Annotated in this window: 17 protein-coding genes; 15 read left to right on the top strand and 2 right to left on the bottom strand. The window is 66.0% G+C overall.

Annotation, left to right across the window (positions count from 1 at the left end; translation table 11 throughout):
- Positions 1-235: 235 nt before the first annotated feature.
- The 15 genes from C2U70_RS33105 to C2U70_RS21570 all read left to right on the top strand — a co-directional run bounded on the left by C2U70_RS33105 (position 236) and on the right by C2U70_RS21570 (position 18645).
- Entirely contained in the window at positions 236-391 is a 156-nt protein-coding gene (locus C2U70_RS33105; protein WP_186294397.1) for a hypothetical protein, read from the top strand.
- A 237-nt stretch (positions 392-628) separates the two neighbouring features.
- Positions 629-1303 carry a response regulator transcription factor gene (locus tag C2U70_RS21635; protein WP_140980443.1) on the top strand — a complete coding sequence of 225 codons (675 nt, stop codon included), beginning with the start codon at positions 629-631 and terminating at the stop codon, positions 1301-1303.
- 154 nt (positions 1304-1457) lie between these two features.
- Entirely contained in the window at positions 1458-2834 is a 1377-nt protein-coding gene (locus C2U70_RS21630) for a sensor histidine kinase (RefSeq protein WP_140980442.1), read from the top strand.
- A gap of 162 nt (positions 2835-2996) precedes the next feature.
- Positions 2997-4388, top strand: a complete 1392-nt coding sequence (locus tag C2U70_RS21625) for a hypothetical protein (protein WP_140980441.1) — start codon at positions 2997-2999, stop codon at positions 4386-4388.
- Between the two features lie 99 nt (positions 4389-4487).
- Entirely contained in the window at positions 4488-4757 is a 270-nt protein-coding gene (locus C2U70_RS21620) for a hypothetical protein (protein ID WP_140980440.1), read from the top strand.
- A 135-nt stretch (positions 4758-4892) separates the two neighbouring features.
- Complete coding sequence (gene ccmI / locus C2U70_RS21615) at positions 4893-6014, top strand: c-type cytochrome biogenesis protein CcmI (RefSeq protein ID WP_140980439.1); 1122 nt, start codon at positions 4893-4895, stop codon at positions 6012-6014.
- A 37-nt stretch (positions 6015-6051) separates the two neighbouring features.
- On the top strand, positions 6052-6540 hold the full coding sequence (gene ccmE, locus C2U70_RS21610) for a cytochrome c maturation protein CcmE (protein ID WP_140980438.1): 489 nt from the start codon (positions 6052-6054) through the stop codon (positions 6538-6540).
- Positions 6537-8519, top strand: coding sequence for a heme lyase CcmF/NrfE family subunit (locus C2U70_RS21605; RefSeq protein ID WP_140980437.1), 1983 nt, complete (start codon positions 6537-6539; stop codon positions 8517-8519). Before ccmE ends, C2U70_RS21605 begins: the two co-directional genes overlap by 4 nt.
- 4 nt (positions 8520-8523) lie before the next feature.
- Positions 8524-9009, top strand: coding sequence for a cytochrome c-type biogenesis protein (locus tag C2U70_RS21600; RefSeq protein ID WP_140980436.1), 486 nt, complete (start codon positions 8524-8526; stop codon positions 9007-9009).
- 104 nt (positions 9010-9113) lie between these two features.
- Positions 9114-10457 (top strand): methyl-accepting chemotaxis protein, encoded by a 1344-nt coding sequence (locus tag C2U70_RS21595; RefSeq protein ID WP_140980435.1) that lies wholly within the window; start codon positions 9114-9116, stop codon positions 10455-10457.
- 210 nt (positions 10458-10667) lie between these two features.
- Positions 10668-12248 carry a Do family serine endopeptidase gene (locus tag C2U70_RS21590; RefSeq protein WP_140980434.1) on the top strand — a complete coding sequence of 527 codons (1581 nt, stop codon included), beginning with the start codon at positions 10668-10670 and terminating at the stop codon, positions 12246-12248.
- A 274-nt stretch (positions 12249-12522) separates the two neighbouring features.
- Positions 12523-13203 carry a response regulator transcription factor gene (locus C2U70_RS21585; RefSeq protein WP_186294399.1) on the top strand — a complete coding sequence of 227 codons (681 nt, stop codon included), beginning with the start codon at positions 12523-12525 and terminating at the stop codon, positions 13201-13203.
- Positions 13187-14647 (top strand): sensor histidine kinase, encoded by a 1461-nt coding sequence (locus C2U70_RS21580; RefSeq protein WP_140980432.1) that lies wholly within the window; start codon positions 13187-13189, stop codon positions 14645-14647. Before C2U70_RS21585 ends, C2U70_RS21580 begins: the two co-directional genes overlap by 17 nt.
- Positions 14644-17604 (top strand): bifunctional [glutamine synthetase] adenylyltransferase/[glutamine synthetase]-adenylyl-L-tyrosine phosphorylase, encoded by a 2961-nt coding sequence (locus C2U70_RS21575; protein WP_140980431.1) that lies wholly within the window; start codon positions 14644-14646, stop codon positions 17602-17604. Before C2U70_RS21580 ends, C2U70_RS21575 begins: the two co-directional genes overlap by 4 nt.
- Before the next feature lie 147 nt (positions 17605-17751).
- Complete coding sequence (locus C2U70_RS21570) at positions 17752-18645, top strand: LysR family transcriptional regulator (protein WP_140980430.1); 894 nt, start codon at positions 17752-17754, stop codon at positions 18643-18645.
- 7 nt (positions 18646-18652) lie between these two features.
- Here C2U70_RS21570 and C2U70_RS21565 read toward each other — a convergent pair whose 3' ends face one another.
- Together C2U70_RS21565 and C2U70_RS21560 are read right to left on the bottom strand one after the other, a co-directional pair.
- Positions 18653-20983, bottom strand: a complete 2331-nt coding sequence (locus C2U70_RS21565; RefSeq protein ID WP_140980429.1) for a PAS domain-containing sensor histidine kinase — start codon at positions 20981-20983, stop codon at positions 18653-18655.
- 227 nt (positions 20984-21210) lie between these two features.
- On the bottom strand, positions 21211-22584 hold the full coding sequence (locus C2U70_RS21560) for a cation-efflux pump (RefSeq protein WP_140980428.1): 1374 nt from the start codon (positions 22582-22584) through the stop codon (positions 21211-21213).
- Between the last annotated feature and the right edge of the window lie 133 nt (positions 22585-22717).

Raw genomic sequence — 22717 nt, 5'->3', positions numbered from 1 at the left:
GGGACAGTCGATGAGGATAACACCTGAGACCCCCGAATCATAGCGAGCGGCCGCGTCCTTCTCGCAACGACGTTAACCAGTCCTCGTTGCTGCCAGCGGCTGCCAAAAAGGGCGTGCGAGGCACGGTGGCGCCCCCCGGAACCTCGTTCGCGATCAGGCGTTGGCTCTGCGGACGATATGAGGCAGCGAGGAGGTCGCTGCATTAGGGCGCGACACGCAAGCATTTGAGGTCACCATGGCAACCACCCGACAGCAACGTCAGATCGTCGAGACCCCGACCGAAGCACGCCAGGGTGAGCTGGGACCGTCGGTCGCCGCACTGCTCACCGTTTCGACCGGCCTTGCGATCCTGATCCTCGGCGTCATCTGGTTCGTGTTCTTCCGGACCTGATTTTTAGCGCTTCCGACTCACCGCGTTCAGCGGCAAATTGCGCCCGTCGGGGCGGTGGCTTGGCCGCCGCTTTGGCGGGCGCAGAAGCGTCGGCACATAGCCAAGTCGGTTCATGACCGGTACATGACCAAAAAGTAACTTTCGCAGGTTCCCGGCGTTCATATTCAGTTCACGCCGGGAGAGGTCATCTGGGGACGGATCTCTTGCGGTCTTTGCAGCCAATCTTTGGAGAGACGCGTGCGCCTGCTCGTTGTTGAGGACGACCCCGATCTCAATCGTCAGCTCACAAAAGCCCTGACCGACGCCGGTTACGTGGTCGACCGCGCCTTTGACGGCGAGGAGGGGCACTATCTCGGCGACAACGAGCCCTATGACGCCGTCGTGCTCGACATCGGCTTGCCCAAGAAGGACGGCATCTCGGTGCTGGAGGCTTGGCGGCGCAACGGCCGTACCATGCCGGTCCTGATCCTGACCGCGCGCGACCGCTGGAGTGACAAGGTCCAGGGCTTTGACGCCGGCGCCGACGATTACGTCGCAAAGCCGTTCCATCTCGAGGAGGTGCTGGCGCGCATCCGCGCGCTGCTCCGCCGCTCGGCCGGCCATGCCCAGAGCGAATTGACCTGCGGCCCGGTCACGCTGGACACCCGCACCAACAAGGTGACGGTATCGGGCAATGCCGTGAAGATGACCTCGCACGAGTACCGGCTGCTGCAATATCTGATGCACCATTCGGGTCGCGTCGTCTCGCGCACCGAGCTGGTCGAGCACCTCTACGACCAGGATTTCGACCGTGACTCCAACACGATCGAGGTCTTTGTCGGCCGCATCCGCAAGAAGCTCGATGTCGACATCATCCAGACCGTGCGCGGGCTTGGCTATCTCCTGACCCCGCCGGCCGCGCCCGGAGCGTGAGGCAAGAGCACTTTCGAGCAAACGAGGCGCTTTCGCGCGGCGCGGATGCCGGAAGGGCTTGACCATGCGGCCGGACAAGGCTCTTGGTCGGCCATGATTGTCTTGGACGCCCCGACCTTCAGCGCCGGCCTCCGCGCCACCTTGGGCCCTTCCGATGCGCGCTAGCTCGCTTGCGAACCGCCTGTTCCTGTCGGCGACCGCCTGGCTCGTGGTCATCCTTGCGATCACCGGCGTCGTGCTGTCGTCGGTCTACAAGAACGCCACCGAGCGCGCTTTCGATCGCCGCCTCAATCTCTATCTGCGCACCTTGATCGCCGAGGTGGCAACGCCAGACGAGCCGCCGGACCGCCAGTTCCAGTCGCTGGGCGAGCCGCTGTTCGAGCTGCCGCTGTCCGGCTGGTACTGGCAGATCACCCGCACCGATACCGAGAAGCCGGAAGCGCGCTCGTCGCGCTCGCTGTGGGACAAGAAGCTGCCCAAGCTGGAAGAGCAGGGCACCGAGCTCACCGCCGCCGGCATCCGGCTCGCTTATGTCGACGGGCCTGAGGGCCAGACGTTGCGCATGGTCGAGCGCCCCGTCGATCTCGGCGCCGACGGCAAATTTCTCGTCAGCGTCGCCGGCGATGCCACCGAGATATTCGATGAGACGCGCAGCTTCGATTATTACCTCGGCGGCACCTTCACCGCGCTCGGCATCGTGCTGCTCTTGACCACGGTGTTCCAGGTTCGCTTTGGTCTTGCGCCGCTGAAGCGCATTTCCGAGTCGATCGCTGACATCCGCTCCGGCCGTGCAGAGCGGCTGGAAGGCGAATTCCCCGTCGAGATCGCGCCGCTGGCGCGCGAGACCAATGCGCTGATCGAGGCCAACAGGGAGATCGTCGAGCGGGCGCGGACCCATGTCGGTAATCTCGCGCATGCGATCAAGACACCGCTCTCGGTCATCGTCAACGAGGCGAGCGCGCATGCCGCCGACCCGTTCGCCTCAAAGGTGATGGAGCAGGCCGATGTGATGCGCGACCAGGTCGCCCATCACCTGGAGCGCGCCCGGATCGCAGCCCGCGCCTCGATCGTTTCGACCGTGACCGAGGTGGCGCCGACCATCGAGGCGTTGCGCCGGACGATGGAAAAGATCCATCGCGACCGCGCCATCATCGTCGAGGCCAAAACCGATGAGACGGCAAGGTTTCGCGGCGAGCGGCAGGACCTCGAGGAGATGGTCGGCAACCTCGTGGACAATGCCTGTAAATGGGCAGATACCCGGGTCTTCATCGAGGTGGCCCTGGACGCCCCGGCCCAGCCGGGGGCGGGGCACCGGATGCGGATCGTCGTCGATGACGACGGACGGGGCCTGTCGGAAGCGGAGCGGGCGCAGGTGGCGCGCCGCGGCCAGCGGCTCGACGAGTCCAAGCCGGGGTCCGGACTGGGCCTGTCCATCGTGACCGACCTTGCCTCGCTCTATGGCGGCAGCCTGACGCTCGGCCACGCGCCCATCGGGGGCCTGCGGGCGGAACTCGCGCTTCCTGCCGTTTAGTCGTTGTTCCCACGAAGGTTTTCTACATCTCATCCGGAGCTTTTCGGGTGAAAACGGCGCGTTCCGACCCAACTTCCTAAAGGGCTTCTTAACGCGGCAGCCCCTATGATCGCGCGCGGACGAAACCCTCCCGTCCGCCTGACCACCGTGCATACCGGGCTCATGAGCCAGACATCGATCGAGCGGCTGAGAGACTATCTCGCGCAGCTCCCGCCGCAGGCGCAGGCGCTGCTGATGCGGGAGTTCGAGCGCGCGCTCGAACGCGGCCAGGACACGGCGGTGGCGACCCTCGTCCTCGACCAGTTGCGCAGGATTGTCCGCGCCGCCGAGCCGGACGAGGAAACGCCGACGCGCAGCTCCGACCCCGCGCGCGTGCTGTTCCAGCCCCTCGAGCCTTTCCTTGTCGATGCCGGGATTCCGATCCGTGTCGGCCAGATCCGCCGCTCCTCTCTGCATCCGATCTGGCAGTGGCTGGGCCGTGACGGCGCAGCCGAGCAGGTGCGCGAGTTCGAGACCGCGCTTGCCCGTGCCGATGACAGCCAGGCCGAGGCGCTTGCCCGCAAGATGCAGGGCGTCGCAGCCGACGCGATCTATCAACTGACCGGCCCCGGCGGCGGCGACAAATCGCGCGCGCTTGCCCGCGTCGGCCCACCCAACGTGATCGAGGATCTCTATTCGATCGGCGCCGTGCTGCAGCTTCGCGAAGCCGTCGATACGCTCAGCGGCCGCCTGCCGCGTTTCCTGCGCGCGTTCGGTGATTCCCAGATCGCTTCCGTGACGGCCTCGCTCAACGTGCCCGCGCTGCAGACGCCGCAGATGCTGCCCTTTGCGCTGACCATGGTGATCGCGCGCATGACGGCGCCGTGGCAGATCATCCGCCTCGCCATCAAGATGGCCGCCTCCGACGACGAGATCCGCGTCGCCGCGACGCCGTTCGGCGTGGCCGTCACCATCGCGCTGCACGATCTGTCCTGCCTGGCTGCGAGTTTGCGCTTCGACATCAAGCGCGGCCGCTTCGACAATGTCGGCGAGAATTTGAAGGCGCTGCATGACGGCGTGCGTGGCCTGCGTACCGAGCTCGATCTGCGCAATGATTCCGCCTGGGGCAAGCAGCTCACCTCGATCCGCGCCGACATTTCCAACGCGCTGCAATCCGAGATCGACAGCGTTCCCGGCCGCGTGCGCCGCATCCTGCGCCAGCGCGCCGAGAAGGACATCCCGCCGGGGGCGCGGATCGACATGACCGAGGTCGAGGAGACCGTCGCGCTGATCGACTTCGTCGCGACCTGCCGCAACTATGCGAGCGAGCTCGCGATCAACGAGGTGACGCTGCGCACCTATTCCGACCTGCAGCAGTATGTCGAGCGCTCCACGGAATCGCTGGTGCAGTCGCTGCGCGCCGCCGACCTCAAGGCCCGCGGCTACCGGCAGCAGCAGATGCAGGCCGCGATCCGCTTCTGCGAGGTGCTGTTCGGCGACGACTACGCCTCGCTGATGACCCGGGCGGCCGAGAATGCGCTGACCGGCGAGCGCAAATCCTCGCGCGCCGGCTAATTCTGCGCGAAATTTTTCTGCCTACAATTTACGGTTGACGTTGTCCGTTGCGAACCGTACGGTCCGCGCAACAGCCGGGACAACTGTTTTTGTGGGCGCATGAAACCCGTCATCAGCTTCGTGGAAATTGAGAACCGCGTGATCTCGGCGACCTATCGCAGGTTGATGGTGAGGGCCAAGGTCGTGCTGGTCGAGAAGGCCAGCGGCCGGCAGCTCGTCGAGCCGGTCGCGACAATCGCTTCGCCCGTTCCCGTCGGCGCGCTGCGAATCCATCTGCCCGAGACGGTCAGGCCCGGAACCTATTTCCTGAGGGCGCTCGACGGACACGGCGAGGACGCTGCCCGCAGCGTCGAGTTCGAGGTCGCCTAAGCCGTTGGTTCAGCACCGTTTCGACCCCCGATCGCGGTCGCGCCCAATTGACAATTGTCAATTGGCGCCCCGCCGAGGCGTGGTGTAAAGCGACGGTATCGGCGCGCGTCGCGCGCTTTGCCGGAAACCTGCCTGATGACGCTTTGGTTCGTGTTCGCGCTGATGACGGTCGCGGCGATTTTCGCCGTGCTCTGGCCGCTCGGCCGCGGCAACCGCGCGGCGAACCAAAGCCTTGAAGGTCAGGGCAGCGAGACTGTGGTCTACAAGGACCAGCTCGCCGAGGTCGAGCGGGACCTTGCCGCGGGCCTGATCGCCGGCCCCGAAGCCGAGGCGGCGCGGATCGAGATCGGCCGCCGGCTGTTGGCCGCCGCCGGCGTGGAACAGGCCTCCGCCGGCCAGTCCAATGTGAAATGGCGGCGAGTCGCGGCCGTGCTGGCGCTGGTCGGATTGCCGCTCGTCGCCATCGGCGTCTACGGGCGGCTGGGCTCGCCGCAGTTGCACGACTTTCCGCTCGCCGAGCGTAGCCGCGCGCCCAACATGGCGCAGTCGCTCGAAAACCTGGTGACGCAGGTCGAGCAGCATCTGGAGAAGAACCCGACCGACGGCCGCGGCTGGAACGTGCTGGCGCCGGTGCTGGAGCGGCTCGGTCGCTATGACGACGCCGTGCGCGCCTATCGCAACGTGCTGACCTATGGCGGCGAGAACGCCGAGCGCCATTCCGATCTCGGCGAGGCCTTGTCGGCAGCGGCAGGTGGCGTCGTGACGGCCGAAGCCAAGAGCGAGTTCGAGCGCGCCGTCGCGCTCAACGCCGACGAGCCGAAGGCAAATTACTTCCTCGGCCTCGCCGCCGAGCAGGACGGCCGCAAGGACGATGCGGCAAAGATCTGGCGCGCGCTGCTCGCAAAGGCGCCGGCCGATGCGCCGTGGCGTCCGCTGGTGCAGACCTCGCTGACGCGGGTCGGTGGCGGCACCGTGGCGCCCGCGCTCTCGGATGAGACGCTGGCTGCGGCCAAGGACATGAACGAGGGCGACCGCAGCGCGATGGTGCGCGGCATGGTCGAGCGTCTCGCCACGCGGCTGAAGCAGAATGGCGACGACGTCGAGGGCTGGCTGCGTCTGGTGCGCGCCTATCTCGTGATGGGCGAGCGCGACAAGGCGAAGGCGGCGCTGACGGATGCGCGCCAGGCCGTTGCCAACGACGCCGATCGGTTGCGTCAGCTCAACGAGGGCCTGAAGACTATGGGGCTCGATGGATGACGATCCCAGGACGATTTAGCTCGGGAAGACATTTGCCATGACGCGCAAGCAGCGACGTATGACCATCATCGGAGGCTCACTCGCCGTGCTCGCGCTTGCGGCAGCCCTGGTGCTGAACGCGCTCCGCGACTCCATCGTGTTCTTCTCGACGCCGACCATGGTCGCCGAGAAGCACGTCGAGCCCGGCAAGCGGTTTCGTCTCGGCGGCCTGGTGCAGCCCGGCTCGCTCCAGCGCGGCGACAATCTCGCTATCACCTTCGAGGTCGCCGACGGCAACGCAAAGCTCCCCGTGGCCTACAAGGGCATCTTGCCCGACCTGTTCCGCGAAGGGCAGGGCGTCGTCGCCGAAGGCGCGCTTGATGCCAATGGCGTGTTCAAGGCCGACACAGTGCTCGCCAAGCACGACGAGACCTACATGCCCAAGGAAGTCGCCGACGCCCTCAAGAAGCAGGGCCATTGGAAGGACGATTACGGCGCAAAGCCCGGAGTGACCGCGCAGGGCGAACCGAAGGGAGCCGTGCGGTGATCGCGGAGTCCGGCCATTACGCGCTGGTGCTGGCGCTCGCGCTGGCGCTGATCCAGTCGATCGTTCCCCTGATTGGCGCGCGGCTGAACGACGCCGCGCTGATGAACGTCGCGCGCTCGACCGCGCTCGCGCAGCTCCTGTTCGTCGGCGCGTCCTTCACCGCGCTCGTGACGTTGCACGTTGCGTCCGATTTCTCGGTCGCCAACGTCTACGAGAATTCGCATTCCATGAAGCCCTTGATCTACAAGATCACCGGCGTGTGGGGGAACCATGAAGGCTCGATGCTGCTGTGGGTGTCGATCCTGGCGCTGTTCGGCGGCCTCGTCGCGCTCTTCGGCAACAATCTGCCGCTGTCGCTACGCGCGCATGTGCTGGCCGTGCAGGCCTGGGTCGCCAGCGCCTTCTATCTCTTCATCCTGGTGACCTCGAACCCGTTCCTGCGCATCGCCAATCCGCCGCTTGAGGGACGCGATCTCAATCCGGTGCTGCAGGACATCGGCCTCGCCGTACACCCACCGATGCTCTATCTCGGCTATGTCGGTTTCTCGATCTCGTTCTCGTTTGCGATTGCCGCGCTGATGGAAGGCCGCATCGATGCGGCCTGGGCGCGCTGGGTGCGGCCGTGGACGTTGATGGCCTGGATCTTCCTCACCCTCGGCATCGCGATGGGCTCCTACTGGGCCTATTACGAACTCGGCTGGGGCGGCTGGTGGTTCTGGGATCCGGTCGAGAACGCCTCGCTGATGCCCTGGCTTGCCGGCACCGCGCTCTTGCATTCGGCGTTGGTGATGGAGAAGCGCAACGCGCTCAAGGTCTGGACGATTTTGCTGTCGATCCTGACCTTCTCGCTGTCGCTGCTCGGCACCTTCCTGGTGCGCTCCGGCGTGCTCACCTCCGTGCATGCCTTTGCAAGCGATCCCACCCGCGGCGTGTTCATTCTGCTCATTCTCTGCGTCTTCATCGGCGGCAGTCTCAGTCTCTATGCCGCGCGCGCCTCCTCGCTGAAGCAGGGCGGATTGTTCGCGCCGATCTCGCGCGAGGGCGCGCTGGTGCTGAACAACCTCTTCCTCACCACGGCCTGCGCGACCGTGCTGGTCGGAACGCTCTATCCGCTCGCGCTGGAAGTGCTGACCGGCGAAAAGATCTCTGTCGGCGCGCCGTTCTTCAACCTGACCTTCGGACCGCTATTCGTGCCGCTCCTGATCGCCGTGCCCTTTGGGCCGCTGCTGGCCTGGAAGCGCGGCGATATCCTGGGCGCGGCGCAGCGGCTGATCGCGGCCGGCATCGGCGCGTTGCTCGTGCTCGCTCTGGTGTGGGCCTGGACGCGCGGCGGCAGCGCGCTGGCGGCGCCCGCGATTGCGCTGGCGGTCTTCGTCATCCTGGGCTCGGTGAGCGATCTCGTCGAGCGCGCCGGGCTGTTCCGTGTCCCGTTCGGGACGGCAATGCGGCGTGCGCGGGGCTTGCCGCGTTCGGCCTGGGGTACATCGCTGGCACATGCCGGCCTTGGCGTCGCGCTGATCGGCATCGTCTGCGAGACCACCTGGAACAGCGAATATATCGGCACCATGAAGCCCGACGACGTCGCAAAAGTCGCCGGCTACGAATTGAAGCTCGACGGCCTGTTTCAGCGCCAGGGGCCGAACTTTCGCGAGATGATCGCGGAATTCGCTGTCAGCCGCGATGGCGACAAGGTCAGTGTCATGACCCCGTCGAAGCGCAGCTTTACCACGCGGGGATCGTCGACCACGGAAGCCGCACTCCTGACCAGCGGAGCCAGCCAGCTCTATGTCTCGCTCGGCGACGTCACGGCTGAGGGCGCCATCGCCGTGCGCATCTATCACAAGCCGCTGGTGCTCCTGATCTGGTGGGGCCCGGTGCTGATGGCGCTCGGCGGCGTGCTGTCGCTGTCGGACCGGCGCCTGCGCGTCGGCGCGCCAAAGCCGGCGCGGGCGCAGCAGCGCCTCCAGCCGGCGGAGTGATCTGATGCGTCGGATGATGGCGGCCATCGTCGCGCTGGTGCTGCTCGGTCTGCCGGCCGTGCACGCCGTGCAGCCCGACGAGATCATGTCCGATCCTGCCAAGGAAGCGCGCGCCCGCGAGCTGTCGCGCGAACTGCGCTGCATGGTCTGCCAGAACCAGTCGATCGACGATTCCGAGGCGCCGCTGGCGCGCGATCTGCGGCTCCTGGTGCGCGAGCGGATCGGCGCCGGTGACAGCAATTCGCAAGTGATCGAATTTCTCGTCGCCCGTTACGGCGAGTTCGTGCTCTTGAAGCCGCGCTTCGAACGCCAGACCCTGTTGCTGTGGCTGCTCACGCCGGTCGTGCTCGCGCTCGGCGGTATCGCGCTGTGGTTTCAGATCCGGCGTCGCTCGCAGGGCGGTGCAGACGTACCAGCGCCGCCGCTCACGCCAGACGAAGAGGCAAGACTCGCCGCGCTGATGTCCGACGACGCCAAATCGAGCCCGTAGCCGCGTAGAGATACGCAGGGCAGCGCGACGCACATTCGCTTCATGCTATTTTGACCATTGTCTGGAAGTGTCTTGCCGCGCTTCCTTCCAGACGAGTCATCCCGATGTTCTCCGACAGCAAACTGACGATCCGCTTCCTGGTCGGAGCCGTCGTCGCGGCTCTATTGTTCCTGCTTGGCATCGGAGGCGGCACCGGGTTTGTCGCCGTGCTCTATCTCAACAACCAGATCACCGGCCTGTCGGCCGACTTCGCCGCGCTCAGCGGTCCGGCGCGCGATCATGCGATGCTGATCTATCAGCAGGCCCAGGCGGCGTTTTCCTACTTCCTGATCGCGTGCGGCGTGATCGCCATCGTCGCTTTCGCGATCTGCCTTACGACCTGGTTTGCCGTTCGCAACGGCATCTTGCGTCCGCTCGAAGCGATCGTGCATGCGATGCGCGAGGTCGCCGACCAGAAGTTCGAGACGCCGATCCCGGGCCTCGGCGGTACCAACGAGATCGGGCTGCTCGCCGGCGCGCTCGAAGTGTTCAAGACCAACGGCGTCGAGCGGCGCCGGCTGACCGAGCAGCAATTGCAGGAGGCGCAGCACCAGGCCGAGCGATCAAAATTCCTCGATGCCCGGATCAAGGGATTCAACGAGCTCGTCGCAGGAGTCGTCGACAGCGTGGCTTCGTCGGCGGTGCATCTGAAGAGCAACGCCGAGACGTTGTCGGATGTCGCCAACGAAACCAGCAGCAAGGCCAATGCGGTGGCGAGCGCCGCGAGCCAGGCCTCGACCAGCGTGCAGACGGTGGCTGTTACGACCGGGGAGATGACGAACTCCATCGGCACCATCAGTCGCCGCGTCACCGATGCGACCCAGCGCGCCGAGGGTGCGGCCGCGCAGGCCGAGAAGAGCCGCGACACCATCCACACGCTGTCCGATGCCGCCGACAAGATCGGCGAGGTCGTGCAGCTGGTGCAGGCCATCGCCTCGCAGACCAATCTGCTCGCGCTCAACGCCACCATCGAGGCGGCGCGGGCAGGCGAGGCCGGCAAGGGTTTTGCGGTGGTGGCCTCCGAGGTGAAGAGCCTCGCGCATCAGACCAGCAAGGCGACGGAGGAGATCACCTCGCACGTCGCGAGCATCCAGGGCATCACCGCCGAGACGCGCGGCGCGATCGACGCCATCTCGAAGACGCTGTCGGAGATCTCCTCGATCATGTCCGGCATCGAGGTCGATACGACGCAGCAGCGCAATGCGACCCAGGAGATCACCTCCAGCGCCCAGACCGCCGCGCGCGGCACGCTCGATGTCTCCAATCACATCGGCCAGATCACCGCGAGTTCGTCCCAGACCGGACGGATGGCGGCGGAGGCGCGTGATTCGGCCGTCGACCTGTCGCAGCAGGCCGAAGTCCTGAAGCGCGAAGTCGGCGAATTCATCGCCAGCGTCAGGGCCAGCTAAACCCGGGCAGAGCGCTTTCCGCTCAGCCCGCTTAAGTTCCTGTTACACCACGACTTTTGTCTGCGCCAAACTGCCGCATCCGGCATTGCCCTTCATTACAAAAGTTTAACTCCGCCGCCAGCGCACGGTAAGGCGCAAGACCCCATGTTTGGGTCCGTAAGGTGCTGGCAATCCGCACCAAAAGGAATTCATGGCCCTGGAGACCTCTGCATGACCGACCGTTCCGATCTCTCGAACCTCCCGTCTTACCGGCAGCCCCGCCGGTCGCTGTTCTCTGCGCGCAAGTTTGCGCTGATGGCTTCGGTCGCGGCCGGGCTCGGCCTTGCCGCCTATGGCTTCAGCCCGACCTCGCCGTCGGACCTGTTCACCAGCCCGGCGCATGCGCAGGTCAACACCGAGGTTCGCAAGGTCGAACGTCCCGTCGGCTTCGCCGACGTGGTCGAGCGTGTGAAGCCGTCGGTGATGTCGGTGAAGGTCAACATCAAGGAAAAGGCCTCCGCCAGCAACGACGACAACAATGACGACTCGCCGTTCCAGCCGGGCTCCCCGATGGAGCGCTTTTTTCGCCGCTTCGGCGGTCCGGATGGCGTTCCCGGCCTGCGCGGTGGTCCGCGCGGCGGCGGGCGCGCCGTCACCGGCCAGGGCTCGGGCTTCTTCATCTCCGCTGACGGCTTTGCCGTGACCAACAACCACGTGGTCGACGGCGCCGACAAGGTCGAGGTCGTAACCGACGATGGCAAGACCTACACCGCCAAGGTGATCGGCACCGACCAGCGCACCGACCTCGCCTTGATCAAGGTCGAGGGCGGCTCGAACTTCCCGTTTGCAAAGCTTGCCGACGGCAAGCCGCGCATCGGCGACTGGGTGCTCGCGGTCGGCAATCCCTTCGGCCTCGGCGGCACGGTGACCGCCGGCATCGTCTCGGCCGTCGGCCGCGACATCGGCAACGGCCCGTATGACGATTTCATCCAGATCGACGCGCCCGTGAACAAGGGCAATTCCGGCGGTCCGGCCTTCAACATCGACGGCGACGTGATGGGCGTGAACACCGCGATCTACTCGCCATCAGGCGGCAGCGTCGGCATCGCGTTCTCGATTCCCGCCTCGACGGTGAAGACCGTCGTTGCCGCGCTCAAGGACAAGGGCTCGGTGAGCCGCGGCTGGATCGGTGTGCAGATCCAGCCCGTGACGCCTGACATCGCCGACAGCCTCGGCATGAAGAAGGCCGAAGGCGCGCTGGTTGCGGAGCCGCAGGCCAACGGTCCGGCCGCCAAGGCCGGCATCGAATCCGGCGACGTCATCACCTCGGTGAACGGCGAGACCGTGAAGGATGCGCGCGAGCTCGCTCGGACCATCGGCGGTATGCCTCCCGGGGCGTCCGTGAAGCTCAATGTGCTGCACAAGGGCCAGGACAAGGTCGTGAACCTGACGCTCGGCCAGTTGCCGAACACGGTCGAGGCCAAGGCCGACACCGATGATAGCAAGAAGGCTCCGGACAAGGGCACCGACGTGCCGAAGCTCGGCATGACGGTTGCTCCGGCCAACAGCGTGGCCGGCGCCGGCAAGGACGGCGTCGTGGTCACCCAGGTCGATCCGAAGAGCGCTGCGGCCGAACGCGGCTTCAAGGAAGGCGACGTGATTCTCGAGGTCGCCGGCAAGAGCGTGACGACGGCCGGTGACGTGCGTGACGCGATCAACGCGGCGCGCACCGACAACAAGAACAGCGTTTTGATGCGCGTGAAGAGCGGCGGACAGTCGCGCTTCGTTGCCATCCCCCTTGCCAAAGGCTGACGGCAAGACATTGACGAGTTGAAGGAAGCCGGCCGGCATCAGTCGCCCCCGCCGCCGGCCTCCTTCCGGGGAGCGAGCCAACGCCCGCTCCTTCGGCTGACCTTCCGGTGGAATACGCCCCCCTCCGTCGGAAGGGCCTAAGGGCGGTGAGGTCCCCCAGCTTCACCGCCCGCTTTTTTCCCCGGCCGAGTCCGTCCGGCTCGGCTTGCAAGCGTGAGATGCCCGCGCCATGTTGACAGAAGGGTTGACCTCCTTGACCGCCGCCGATCGCACGATGCGCCTGCTCATCATCGAAGACGACCGTGAATCCGCCGATTACCTCGTGAAGGCGTTTCGCGAAGTCGGACACATTGCCGACCACGCCGCCGACGGCGAGGAAGGCCTCGCCATGGCCGAGAGCGGCGATTACGACGTGCTGGTGGTGGACCGCATGCTGCCCAAGCGCGACGGCCTGTCGCTGATCGGTGCTCTGCGCGACAAGGGCGACACCACGCCGGTGCTGATCCTCTCCGCGCTCGGCCAGGTCGACGACCGCATCAAGGGCCTGCGCGCCGGCGGCGACGACTATCTGCCGAAGCCGTATTCCTTCGCCGAGCTTTTGGCGCGCGTCGAGGTGCTGTCGCGCCGCCGCGGCGGACCGGCCGAGGACACCGTCTACAAGGTCGGCGATCTCGAGCTCGATCGCCTGTCGCATCGCGTCGCCCGCGGCAAGGACGAGCTGACCCTGCAGCCGCGCGAGTTCCGCCTGCTCGAATATCTCATGAAGCATGCGGGACAGGTGGTGACGCGCACCATGCTGCTCGAGAACGTCTGGGACTACCATTTCGATCCCCAGACCAACGTGATCGACGTGCACATCTCGCGGCTGCGCTCAAAGATCGACAAGGGCTTTGAGCGGCCGCTGCTGCACACGATCCGCGGCGCCGGATACATGATCCGTGACGGCATTCGGTAAACTCATCCGCACCACGGCGTTCCGGCTGACGCTGGCCTATCTGCTGCTGTTTGCGTTGTTCGCGGCGTCGCTGCTCGCCTATTTCGCCTGGAACACGCGCCGGCTGATCAACGAAGAGATCACGCAGACGGTCAACGTCGAGACCGCCGAGATCAACGAAATCTACGTTCTCCGTGGCCTGTACGGCCTCGCGCGCGCGATCGAATACCGCTCGCTGCGGCCGAACGCCAACCTCTATCTCGTGACCAATCCGTCCGGGCAGGCCATTGCGGGCAATGTCGGCTCGCTCGCGCCCGGCGTGATGGCGACGCGCGGCTGGGTCGAAACCGCCTACCGGCGCATGGAGGAGACCGACAGCCGCGATCATCGCGCGCTGGTTTACGTCAGCGAGCTGCCGAACGGTTTTCGCCTGCTGATCGGCCGGGATCTCGACGAGCGGCGCCGCCTGTTCGGCATCGTGGCCAAGGCCGCGCAATGGTCGATCCTCATCGTCGTGGTGCTCGGTCTCGGCGGCGGCATCTTCGTCGCGCGCCGGGTGCTCCGGCGCATCGATGCGATGACCGGTACTACCCAGCGCATCATGTCCGGCGATCTCTCTGAGCGGCTGCCGGTCGGGCGCAGTGGCGACGAGCTGGATCGCCTCGCCGAAAACCTCAACGCCATGCTGGAGCGCATCGAGGCGCTGATGGCCGGCCTGAAGGAGGTCTCGGACAATATCGCCCACGACCTCAAGACGCCGCTGACGCGGTTGCGCAACCGCGCCGAGGAGGCATTGGCGAAATCCGGCAGCGAAGGCGAATATCGCGCCGCGCTGGAACGCACCATCGAAGAATCCGACGGGCTGATCCGCACCTTCAATGCCCTGCTGATGATCGCCCGCGCTGAGTCCGGACAGGCGCGTGGCAACATGGACGATTTTGACGCCGCCGATGTCGCCAACGGCATCCACGAGCTCTACGAGCCGCTCGCCGAAGAGGACGGCATGACGCTCAAGGTGAAGACGGAGCCGACGCCCGTCCACGCCAATCGCGAGCTGATCAGTCAGGCGCTCGCCAATCTGGTCGAAAATGCCATCAAATACGGCAAGCCTGTCACGCAGGCCGCGGGAACCGTGGTCAGCATGGACAGCCGCCAGATCCTGATCGAGGCACGGCGCGAGGGGGATCAAGTCCTGCTCAGCGTCACCGATCGCGGTCCCGGCATTCCCGAAGGCGATCGCAAGCACGCGGTGGAGCGATTCGTGCGGCTGGAGGCGAGCCGGACACTACCCGGCTCCGGTCTGGGCCTCAGCCTCGCATCCGCCGTTGCCACCTTGCATGGCGGTGAATTGAAGCTTGGCGACGCCCATCCCGGCCTCGTCGCCACGCTGGTGTTGCCGGCGCGCGCTGGCGTCAGCGACAGGGTTGCTCCCCCAACGCAGGATGTGCCACAGAAGGTGGCATGACTCTCTCCGCGCCGGGAAACGCGGACAAGCATGGTGTCGCTCTTGCCGCTCGCTTTGCGGAAGCGCCTCATGTTGCCGCTTCCACCACTGCCGACCAACGTCTTCGCGACTGGCTCACCGAGCTCGATCCGCAAGCTGCGTCCGCCATCGCGGCGCAATTGGCGCATCCGTTCGCGCGCGACATCCTGGCGGGGATTGCGGATTTCTCGCCCTATCTCTTTGACCTGGTCCGTGCCGATGCGGCGCGGCTCATCCGCCTGCTCCACAGCGATCCCGATGCGCATCTCGCCGATCTGATCGAAAACACGCGGCTCGTGGTTCTCGCTGCCTCCGATGAAGCGGACGTGATCCGGCTGCTTCGCCGCATGAAAGCGGAAGCCGCCCTCCTGATCGCGCTGTGCGACATCGGCGGCGTCTGGCCGGTGATGCGGGTGACGGCGGCGCTGACCGATCTCGCCGTGTCCTCGGTGCAGACGGCCCTGCAATATCTGCTGCGACAGGAGGCCGCGCGCGGCCGCATCTCGCCGCCCAATCCCGATTCGCCGGAAGAGGGCTCCGGCCTGATCGTGCTCGCGATGGGCAAGATGGGGGCGGGCGAGCTGAACTATTCCAGCGACATCGACCTGATCGTGTTCTTCGATCCTGACATGACGACGCTGGCTCCCGATATCGAGCCGCAGCCGTTCTTCGTCCGGGTTACGCAGGGCATGTCGCGCCTGCTGCAGCAGCGCACCTATGACGGCTACGTCTTCCGCGTCGATCTGCGGCTGCGGCCCGACCCGTCCTCGACGCAGGTCGCGATCTCGCGCGACGCGGCGCTGCATTACTACGAGCGGGAAGGGCGCACCTGGGAGCGCGCCGCCATGATCAAGGCGCGCGCCTGCGCCGGCGATCTCCGGGCGGGTGACGCGCTGCTCGCCGAAATCTCGCCCTTCGTCTGGCGCAAGCATCTGGATTTTGCCGCGCTTGCCGATGTCCATGACATGAAGCGGCAGATGCAGACCTATCGCGGTCAGACTGACGTCTCCGTCGAAGGCCATAACGTCAAGGTTGGACGCGGCGGCATCCGCGAGATCGAGTTCTTTGCCCAGACCCAGCAGTTGATCGCCGGTGGCCGTCATCCCGAGTTGCGCGTGCGTCCCACGCTCGCTGCCCTCGATGTGCTCGCCAACAGCAACTGGATCACTTTTCAGGCGCGCGACGAACTCTCGACCGCCTATGAATTCCTGCGCCGCGTCGAGCATCGCCTGCAGATGATCGCCGACGAGCAGACCCACACGCTGCCTGACGACAAGGAGGCGGTGGAGCGTCTCGCCTGGTTCTTCGGCTATGAAAGCCGCGAAGCCTTTGCCCGCGACCTGCTGCGCCAGCTCGAGATCGTGCAGGGCCATTACGAAAAGCTCTTCGAGGGCGACCCGACCGGGACGGCGAGCCTGCCGTCGATCGACTATGGCGCCGGCCCCGACGACCAGCGCCTGCTCCAGCATCTCGCCACGCTCGGTTTCAAGAAGCCGGCCGCGGCAGCCCAGACCGTGCACGACTGGATCACGGCCGACTACCGCGTGTTCCGCAATGAAGCCACGCGCATGGCCTTCGTCGAGTTCGTGCCCGCGCTGATCGACGGCCTCGCGCATGCCGAGGAGCCGGATCGCGCCGTCGTCGCCTTCGACGGGTTCTTGCAGGCCCTGCAGCGCGGCGGCCGCCTGATCACGCTGTTGAGCCAGAACCGCGACCTCGTCGCGCTGGTGGCGCTGGTGCTCGGCGCAGCGCCTCGGCTCGGCGAGATGCTGGCGCGACAGCCGCAGCTCATGGACGGGTTGATCGACCCGCGCTTCTTCGGCGCGATGCCGGACCGGCAGGAATTGTCGGCGCGGCTCGCCGCCACGGTGCGCGACGCGGATTCCTACGAAGAGTTCCTCGATCGTCTCCGCCTGTTCGGGCAGGAGAGCCTGTTCCTGATCGGCACACGCATTCTCTCCGGCACCGTCTCGGCGCAGCAGGCAGCGACGGCTTTCGCCGATGTTGCCGAGGGCATCGTCCACACCGTGCATGGGCTGGTCGCCGATCGCTTCGCCGCCCAGCACGGCCGGATTAAGGGCCAGGAGACCGCCATCATCGCCATGGGCCGGCTCGGCAGCCGCGAGATGACGGCATCCTCCGACCTCGACCTGATCCTGCTCTATGATTTCGACGGCGACGAACCCGACTCCGACGGCGAGCGGTCGCTGCAGGGCGCACATTATTTTGCACGTTTCACGCAACGTTTGATCAGCGCCTTCACGACGCGGACCAATTACGGCGTGCTTTACGAGATCGACATGCGGCTGCGTCCCTCCGGCCGGGCCGGTCCCGTCGCCTCGCATATTTCATCCTTTGCCGACTACCAGGACAACGAGGCCTGGACCTGGGAGCACATGGCGCTGACGCGCGCGCGCGTCGTCTCGGCATCGCCAGCGTTCCGCGACCGGATCGAAACAGTCATCCGCCAGGTGCTGACGCGCCGCCGCGATCGCGCCACCATCGCCAACGACGTCGCCGAGATGCGGCGGGCGATCGCGCTGGAGAAGGGGGAGGACGACATCTGGGACCTGAAGCTCGCGGCCGGCGGCCTCGTCGACATCGACTTCATCGCGCAGTACCTGCAGCTCGTCCATGCCGCCGACAAGCCGGAGATCCTCAGCGTCTCCACCCTCCAGGTGCTGGAGAACGCAGCAAGACTCGGCGTGCTCGATGCATCAGAAGCCGAGATTTTGCGCTCCGCTGCACGGCTTTACCACGATCTGACGCAAATCCTGCGTCTCTGCGTCATCGGCAAGTTCAACCCGGAGACCGCGGGCGTCGATCTGCAGCGCGTGATGGTGCGCGCCGGCGACACGCCCGACTTTTCCGCGCTGGTCGCCCGCGTGCGCGAAACCCAGACCGAGGTCCGGCGCGTCTTCAAGGCGATCGTGGGCTAGCTCAGACCACTGCGATGGCGCACCCGATTCATCGGAATCCGCAATCGGACGATAAGAAAATGCAATGATCTCCTGCGGTTTCCCTCTGTTGGCAGGTGCAGGCCGTGATAGCCTGCACGGCATGAGACTATGCGAGGGGACTGCCGCTTGATCGACAAGCTTGAACTGTTGCTGGCACTCGCGAAGGAGCGGCATTTTGGACGCGCGGCGGAGGCCTGCGGCGTTACCCAGCCGACCATGTCGACCGGGCTGAAGCAGCTCGAGGAGATTCTCGGCGTGATGCTGGTTCAGCGCGGCTCGCGCTTCCAGGGCTTTACGCCGGAGGGCGAGCGTGCGCTCGACTGGGCGCGCCGCATCGTCGGCGACAGCCGCGCCATGCGCGATGAGATCAACGGCCTCAGGCACAAGCTGTCCGGCGAGATCCGGATCGCGGCGATCCCGACCGTGCTCGGCATGGTGGCGTCGCTGACGACGCCGTTCCGCGCCAAACATCCCGACGTGCGCTTCCGCATCCAGTCCACGACCTCCTCGGAGGTGCTGGGGCTGCTCGAAAATCTCGAGGTCGATGCGGGACTGACCTACATCGAGAACGAGCCGATCGGCAAGGTGCGCACCATCCCGCTCTACAATGAGAGCTATCGCCTGCTGACCGCGCCGGATGCGATGTTCGGCGATCGCGAGACGGTGACGTGGAAGGAAGTGGGGCAGGTGCCGCTGTGCCTGCTGACACCCGACATGCAGAACCGGCGCATCATCGATCGCGCGCTGCGCTCGGTCGGCGCGGAGGCGACGCCGACGCTGACGTCGAACTCGCTGCTGGTTCTGTTCACGCACGTCAAGACCGGGCGCTGGGCGAGCGTGATGCCGGCGAAGCTGGCGGAGACCTTGGGCCTTTCGGACACCGTGCGTTCGATCCCGATCGTCGATCCCGCCGTCAACTACAGCATCGGTCTCGTGATCCCGCAGCGCGATCCGATGACGCCGCTGATCGCCGCGCTGGTCAACATCGCGCGCGAAGTCGCTCCGACGCTGCAATCCTGAAGAGTTCTTACGCGGCTGCAGATATCTTCGGCAGTGCCTTGTTGGCATCGCGCGGCAGCGTCACACGGACAACGGTGCCGACGTCGATCTTCGAGCGCAGCCGCATCGAGCCGCCATGGAGCTGTGCCAGCGAGCGGGCGATCGCAAGCCCAAGGCCGGAGCCGTGATAGGTCTTGGTGAGCTGGCTCTCGACCTGCTCGAACGGGCGGCCGAGCCGCGTCAGCGAATGCGGCGCAATGCCGATGCCGGTGTCGGCGATCATCAGCACGATCCGGTCCTCGAGCTGCCGGCTGCGCACCACGATGCGGCCGCCATCGGGCGTGAACTTCACGGCGTTGGAGAGCAGATTGACGATGATCTGCTTGGTGGCGCGGCGGTCGGCGACGACGGAGATGGTGTTGTCGATTTCGGCATCGAGCGTCAGGTGCTTGTCCTCGGCGCGGCCGGAGACGACGCGCAAGGATTCCGCGAGCGTCCGCGACAGGTCGAGCTCCTCCATGTCGAGCTTCATGCGGCCCGCCTCGATCTTGGACATGTCGAGGATGTCGTTGATGACTTCGAGGAGGTAATGGCCGCTGGTGAGGATATCCTGGCAGTATTCCTGGTATTTTTCGCTGCCGAGCTCGCCGAACATGCCGCTTCCCATGATCTCGGAGAAGCCGATGATGGCGTTGAGCGGCGTGCGCAGCTCGTGGCTCATATTGGCAAGGAACTTCGACTTGGTCTGGTTGGCTTCCTCGGCGCGGGTCTTCTCGCGCTGGTACTTCTCGGCAAGATCGGCGAGCTCGTTGGTCTGGCGCTCGAGGGCGGCCTGCGAGCGCTTGAGGTCGATGACGGTGGCGCGCAGGCGCAGATCGTTGTCGACGAGCTTCTGCTCGTGCTCCTTGATGCGGGTGATGTCGGTGCCGACGGAGACGTAGCCGCCGTCCTTGGTGCGGCGCTCGCTGATGTGCAGCCAGTTGCCGTCGTCGAGCTGCGCCTCGAAGGTGCGGGCGCCCGGCGCCGGATTGGCGGTTTCGTTGTGGCGGGTGCGCACCTCTGGCATGCGGCCGACCTCCAGCACGGTCTCGTAGGAGGTGCCGGGGATGACGGCGGTGTCCGGCAGCCGGTGCAGGCGCTGGAAGTGTGAGTTGCAGAGCACCAGGCGATCGCTGGCGTCCCACAGCACGAACGCTTCGGGGATGGTCTCGATGGCGTCGCGCAGGCGAAGGTCGGCCTCGACGGTCTTTTCGGCGAGGCTCTTCTGCTCGGTGATGTCGACGGCGATGCCGATCAGGTGCTTGCCGGAATCGGCCGCGCCCTGCGTGAGCTCGCAGCGCACGCGCAGCCAGATCCAGTGGCCGTCGACATGCTGCATGCGAAAAGTCTGGTCGATGTGGTCGATCTGTCCGGAGATGAGCTGGTCGGCGATCGCGAACAGGTCGATGTCGTCAGACTTCACCAGCGCGTTGACCTCGCCGAAGGTCAGGAGCTCGTGACGGCCGTCGAGCCCAAGCATCGAGAACATCGACTGCGACCAGAAGATGCGGCCGCGTGAGAGATCCCAGTCCCACAGGCCACAGCGGCCGCGGTTGAGCGCGGTGTCGATGCGGCCGCGCACGGCGTCGTTGATCAGATCGCCCTCGCGGGCGCGGGTCGACTGCCAGTGGAAGGCGAAGCCGAGGATCAGGACGACGAAGCCTGTCGTGGCCGACAGCGTCACCGAGAGCGCGGCGTCCGAGCCCCAGATCGGCTCGATCTTCTCCTGGATCACGGTGACCTGGCCGGGCAGCGACTTGATGGTGCGCGAGGTCAGCATCGCGCCGTTGCCGTTCGGGAGCGTCAGCTCGGAGACGCCGCCCTGCTGCGGCGGCGCCGTGAGCAGTTGCGCTGTCGTGATGGCGTCGAGCAGGCGGTCGTTGCCGCCGATGTCGGTCTCGACGGGAATGCGGGCCAGCACGCGGCGCTCGGCGCCTGCCGAGGTGACGACGATGTGGCGACCATTCGCCGTGCCCCAGGACGGGACCAGGTCGGGCAGCAGCGTCGGCAAGGCCTCGATGGTCTTGAGACGCTCGGCGCGGATCGAGGTGAGACGGTCGATGCGCTCGGCGAGCAGGTCGGCGAGCGCGGAGATGTCGCGCTTCATCGTGGCGCGCTTCTGCCGCGTCTGGTCGACGACCTGCACGAGCGCGCCGAGGCAGATCGTGATGAGGAAGGCGATGATCAGCGTGGGCACGGCGCGGCGCAACGCCGGCTCCGCAACCAGGAGCCGGTGGTAGGCAGGTTTCGCGATCGATTGCGCCAATCCTTTGATCGAATCGGATTGGACGCACGCGTTCGCGGCGTCTGCGCGCGCCATGCCTTCGGCCCCCCACCAATGACTCAGAAAAACGTCGCTGCTACCCGGTTCGGAAGAGCCCCAGCTCTCGTTCCGAATCACAGCGATTTGAATCCAGTTTTCCCGGGCTGTCGAGAGTCAACGATTCGTTAATGCGAAATAAATCTTGTCCAACGGAGTCTTAGCGTCGCCACGTTCCGAAAAATTACGTGAGATGTGAGTCCGAAACGAGAACGTGTGACTCTTCGTCACGCGCGCGGCGGCTCGGCGTGACTGATGACGCGCTTCACGCTCGGGAACGCGCGGCGCAACGCGCGCTCGATTTCGTCGACATGCTCGTGCACGCGGATCACGCTCATCGAGGGTGCGGCGCGGCAATGGAAGTTGACGATCTCGCCGGCGTCGGTGTTGCGGACCCGCACATTATGGATGTCGTGGATGTCGGTGCCGGCGGCGAACTGCGTCAGCGCCGCGGCAATGGTCTGGACCCGCTCGGCCGGCGCGTCGATGCCGTGGGGCAGTTCGGGTTCCAGCGGCTCGATATGGACGTCGACCTCCACGTCGTCGCCAAAATCGTCCATGATGTTGCGCTCGAAACTGTTGGCGACGTCGTGGGCCGTGACCAGCGGCATCGCGCCGTCGACCTCGAGGTCGATGCTGACGATCAGCTTGGTGCCGAGGTCGTGCACCGTGACGTGGTGGACGGCGAGGCCCGAATTGCGTGCGATCACCATGATGCGGTCGCGCACGGTCTCGTTGTTGCGCGCGACAGGCACGGCGGTGAAGGTGAGGTCGGCATCGCCGAGCGCTTTGTGGACGGCGGCCTGGGACTGCTGCTTGATGCCCTCGATGCGGTCGATCGGGTAGGTGCGGGGCACCTGCACGATGGCGTCGACGAAATGGGTCGAGCCGACCATGCGTGCGCGCAGCCGCTCGACGTCGACAACCCCGGGCACGCCACGGATCGCCGCGGTGGCACGCTCGGCAACGCCCTCGGGCGCCCGGTCGACCAGCGTCTGCACGGTCGAGCCCGCCATCCGCAGGCCGAGTAGCGCGATCATCACGGCCACGGCGGCGGCGGCGGCGGCATCGCCCCACCAGAAGCCGAGGGCAGCGAGGATGAGGCCGGCTATGACGGCCAACGAGCCCATCACGTCGGAGGCGAAGTGCAGGGCGTCGGCCGCAAGCGCCTGGCTCTTGGTCGCACGCGCGGCACGATGCAGCGCGCGGGCGCGCCAGAGATTGACGACGATGTCGATGACCAGCACGACGAACGGCACCGCCGAGATGGTCGGCGGCGGCGTGCCCTCGCGGATCCGGCTATAGGCCTCCACCAGAATGCCGCCGGCCAGCACATAGAGCAGCGCGGTGACGCCGAGCGCGGAGACGCTTTCGAGCTTGCCATGGCCGTAATGGTGCTCGTCGTCCGCCGGCTTGTCGGAGACCCGCACCACTGCCCAGGTGATTATGGTCGCGACCAGGTCGATCGAGGAGTGCAGCGCCTCCGAGATCAGCGCCAGCGAGCCGATCGCGATGCCGACCGCAAATTTGGCAATCGCCATGCCGCCGCTGGCGAAGATCGAGATCGCCGCGACCGAGGTCTTGGAGGTTTCAGAGCTCATGGCCGGGGATTTAGCAGGCCGCCTGCGAACATCAAGCGACGATCCACAGGTGTAGACGCGATTGATTTGCAGGAGCGACGGCTACAAGCGCCGTCATTCCGGGGCGATGCGAAGCATCGAACCCGGAATCTCG

Source organism: Bradyrhizobium guangdongense, from assembly GCF_006483445.1.
GTDB classification, from domain to species: domain Bacteria; phylum Pseudomonadota; class Alphaproteobacteria; order Rhizobiales; family Xanthobacteraceae; genus Bradyrhizobium; species Bradyrhizobium guangdongense_A.
Note: the sequence above shows the minus strand (reverse complement) of the source record. Positions and strands in the feature narration are given on the sequence as shown.

Excerpts from the sequence above, each read along its gene's own strand:
- C2U70_RS21620 (WP_140980440.1), top strand. The coding sequence starts at position 4,488 with ATGAAACCCGTCATCAGCTTCGTGGAAATTGAGAACCGCGTGATCTCG.
- C2U70_RS21585 (WP_186294399.1), top strand. The coding sequence starts at position 12,523 with ATGCGCCTGCTCATCATCGAAGACGACCGTGAATCCGCCGATTACCTC.
- ccmE (WP_140980438.1), top strand. The coding sequence starts at position 6,052 with ATGACGCGCAAGCAGCGACGTATGACCATCATCGGAGGCTCACTCGCC.
- C2U70_RS21590 (WP_140980434.1), top strand. The coding sequence starts at position 10,668 with ATGACCGACCGTTCCGATCTCTCGAACCTCCCGTCTTACCGGCAGCCC.
- C2U70_RS21560 (WP_140980428.1), bottom strand. The coding sequence starts at position 22,584 with ATGAGCTCTGAAACCTCCAAGACCTCGGTCGCGGCGATCTCGATCTTC.
- C2U70_RS21565 (WP_140980429.1), bottom strand. The coding sequence starts at position 20,983 with ATGGCGCGCGCAGACGCCGCGAACGCGTGCGTCCAATCCGATTCGATC.
- C2U70_RS21630 (WP_140980442.1), top strand. The coding sequence starts at position 1,458 with ATGCGCGCTAGCTCGCTTGCGAACCGCCTGTTCCTGTCGGCGACCGCC.
- C2U70_RS21600 (WP_140980436.1), top strand. The coding sequence starts at position 8,524 with ATGCGTCGGATGATGGCGGCCATCGTCGCGCTGGTGCTGCTCGGTCTG.
- C2U70_RS21595 (WP_140980435.1), top strand. The coding sequence starts at position 9,114 with ATGTTCTCCGACAGCAAACTGACGATCCGCTTCCTGGTCGGAGCCGTC.
- C2U70_RS21625 (WP_140980441.1), top strand. The coding sequence starts at position 2,997 with ATGAGCCAGACATCGATCGAGCGGCTGAGAGACTATCTCGCGCAGCTC.
- C2U70_RS33105 (WP_186294397.1), top strand. The coding sequence starts at position 236 with ATGGCAACCACCCGACAGCAACGTCAGATCGTCGAGACCCCGACCGAA.
- ccmI (WP_140980439.1), top strand. The coding sequence starts at position 4,893 with ATGACGCTTTGGTTCGTGTTCGCGCTGATGACGGTCGCGGCGATTTTC.
- C2U70_RS21575 (WP_140980431.1), top strand. The coding sequence starts at position 14,644 with ATGACTCTCTCCGCGCCGGGAAACGCGGACAAGCATGGTGTCGCTCTT.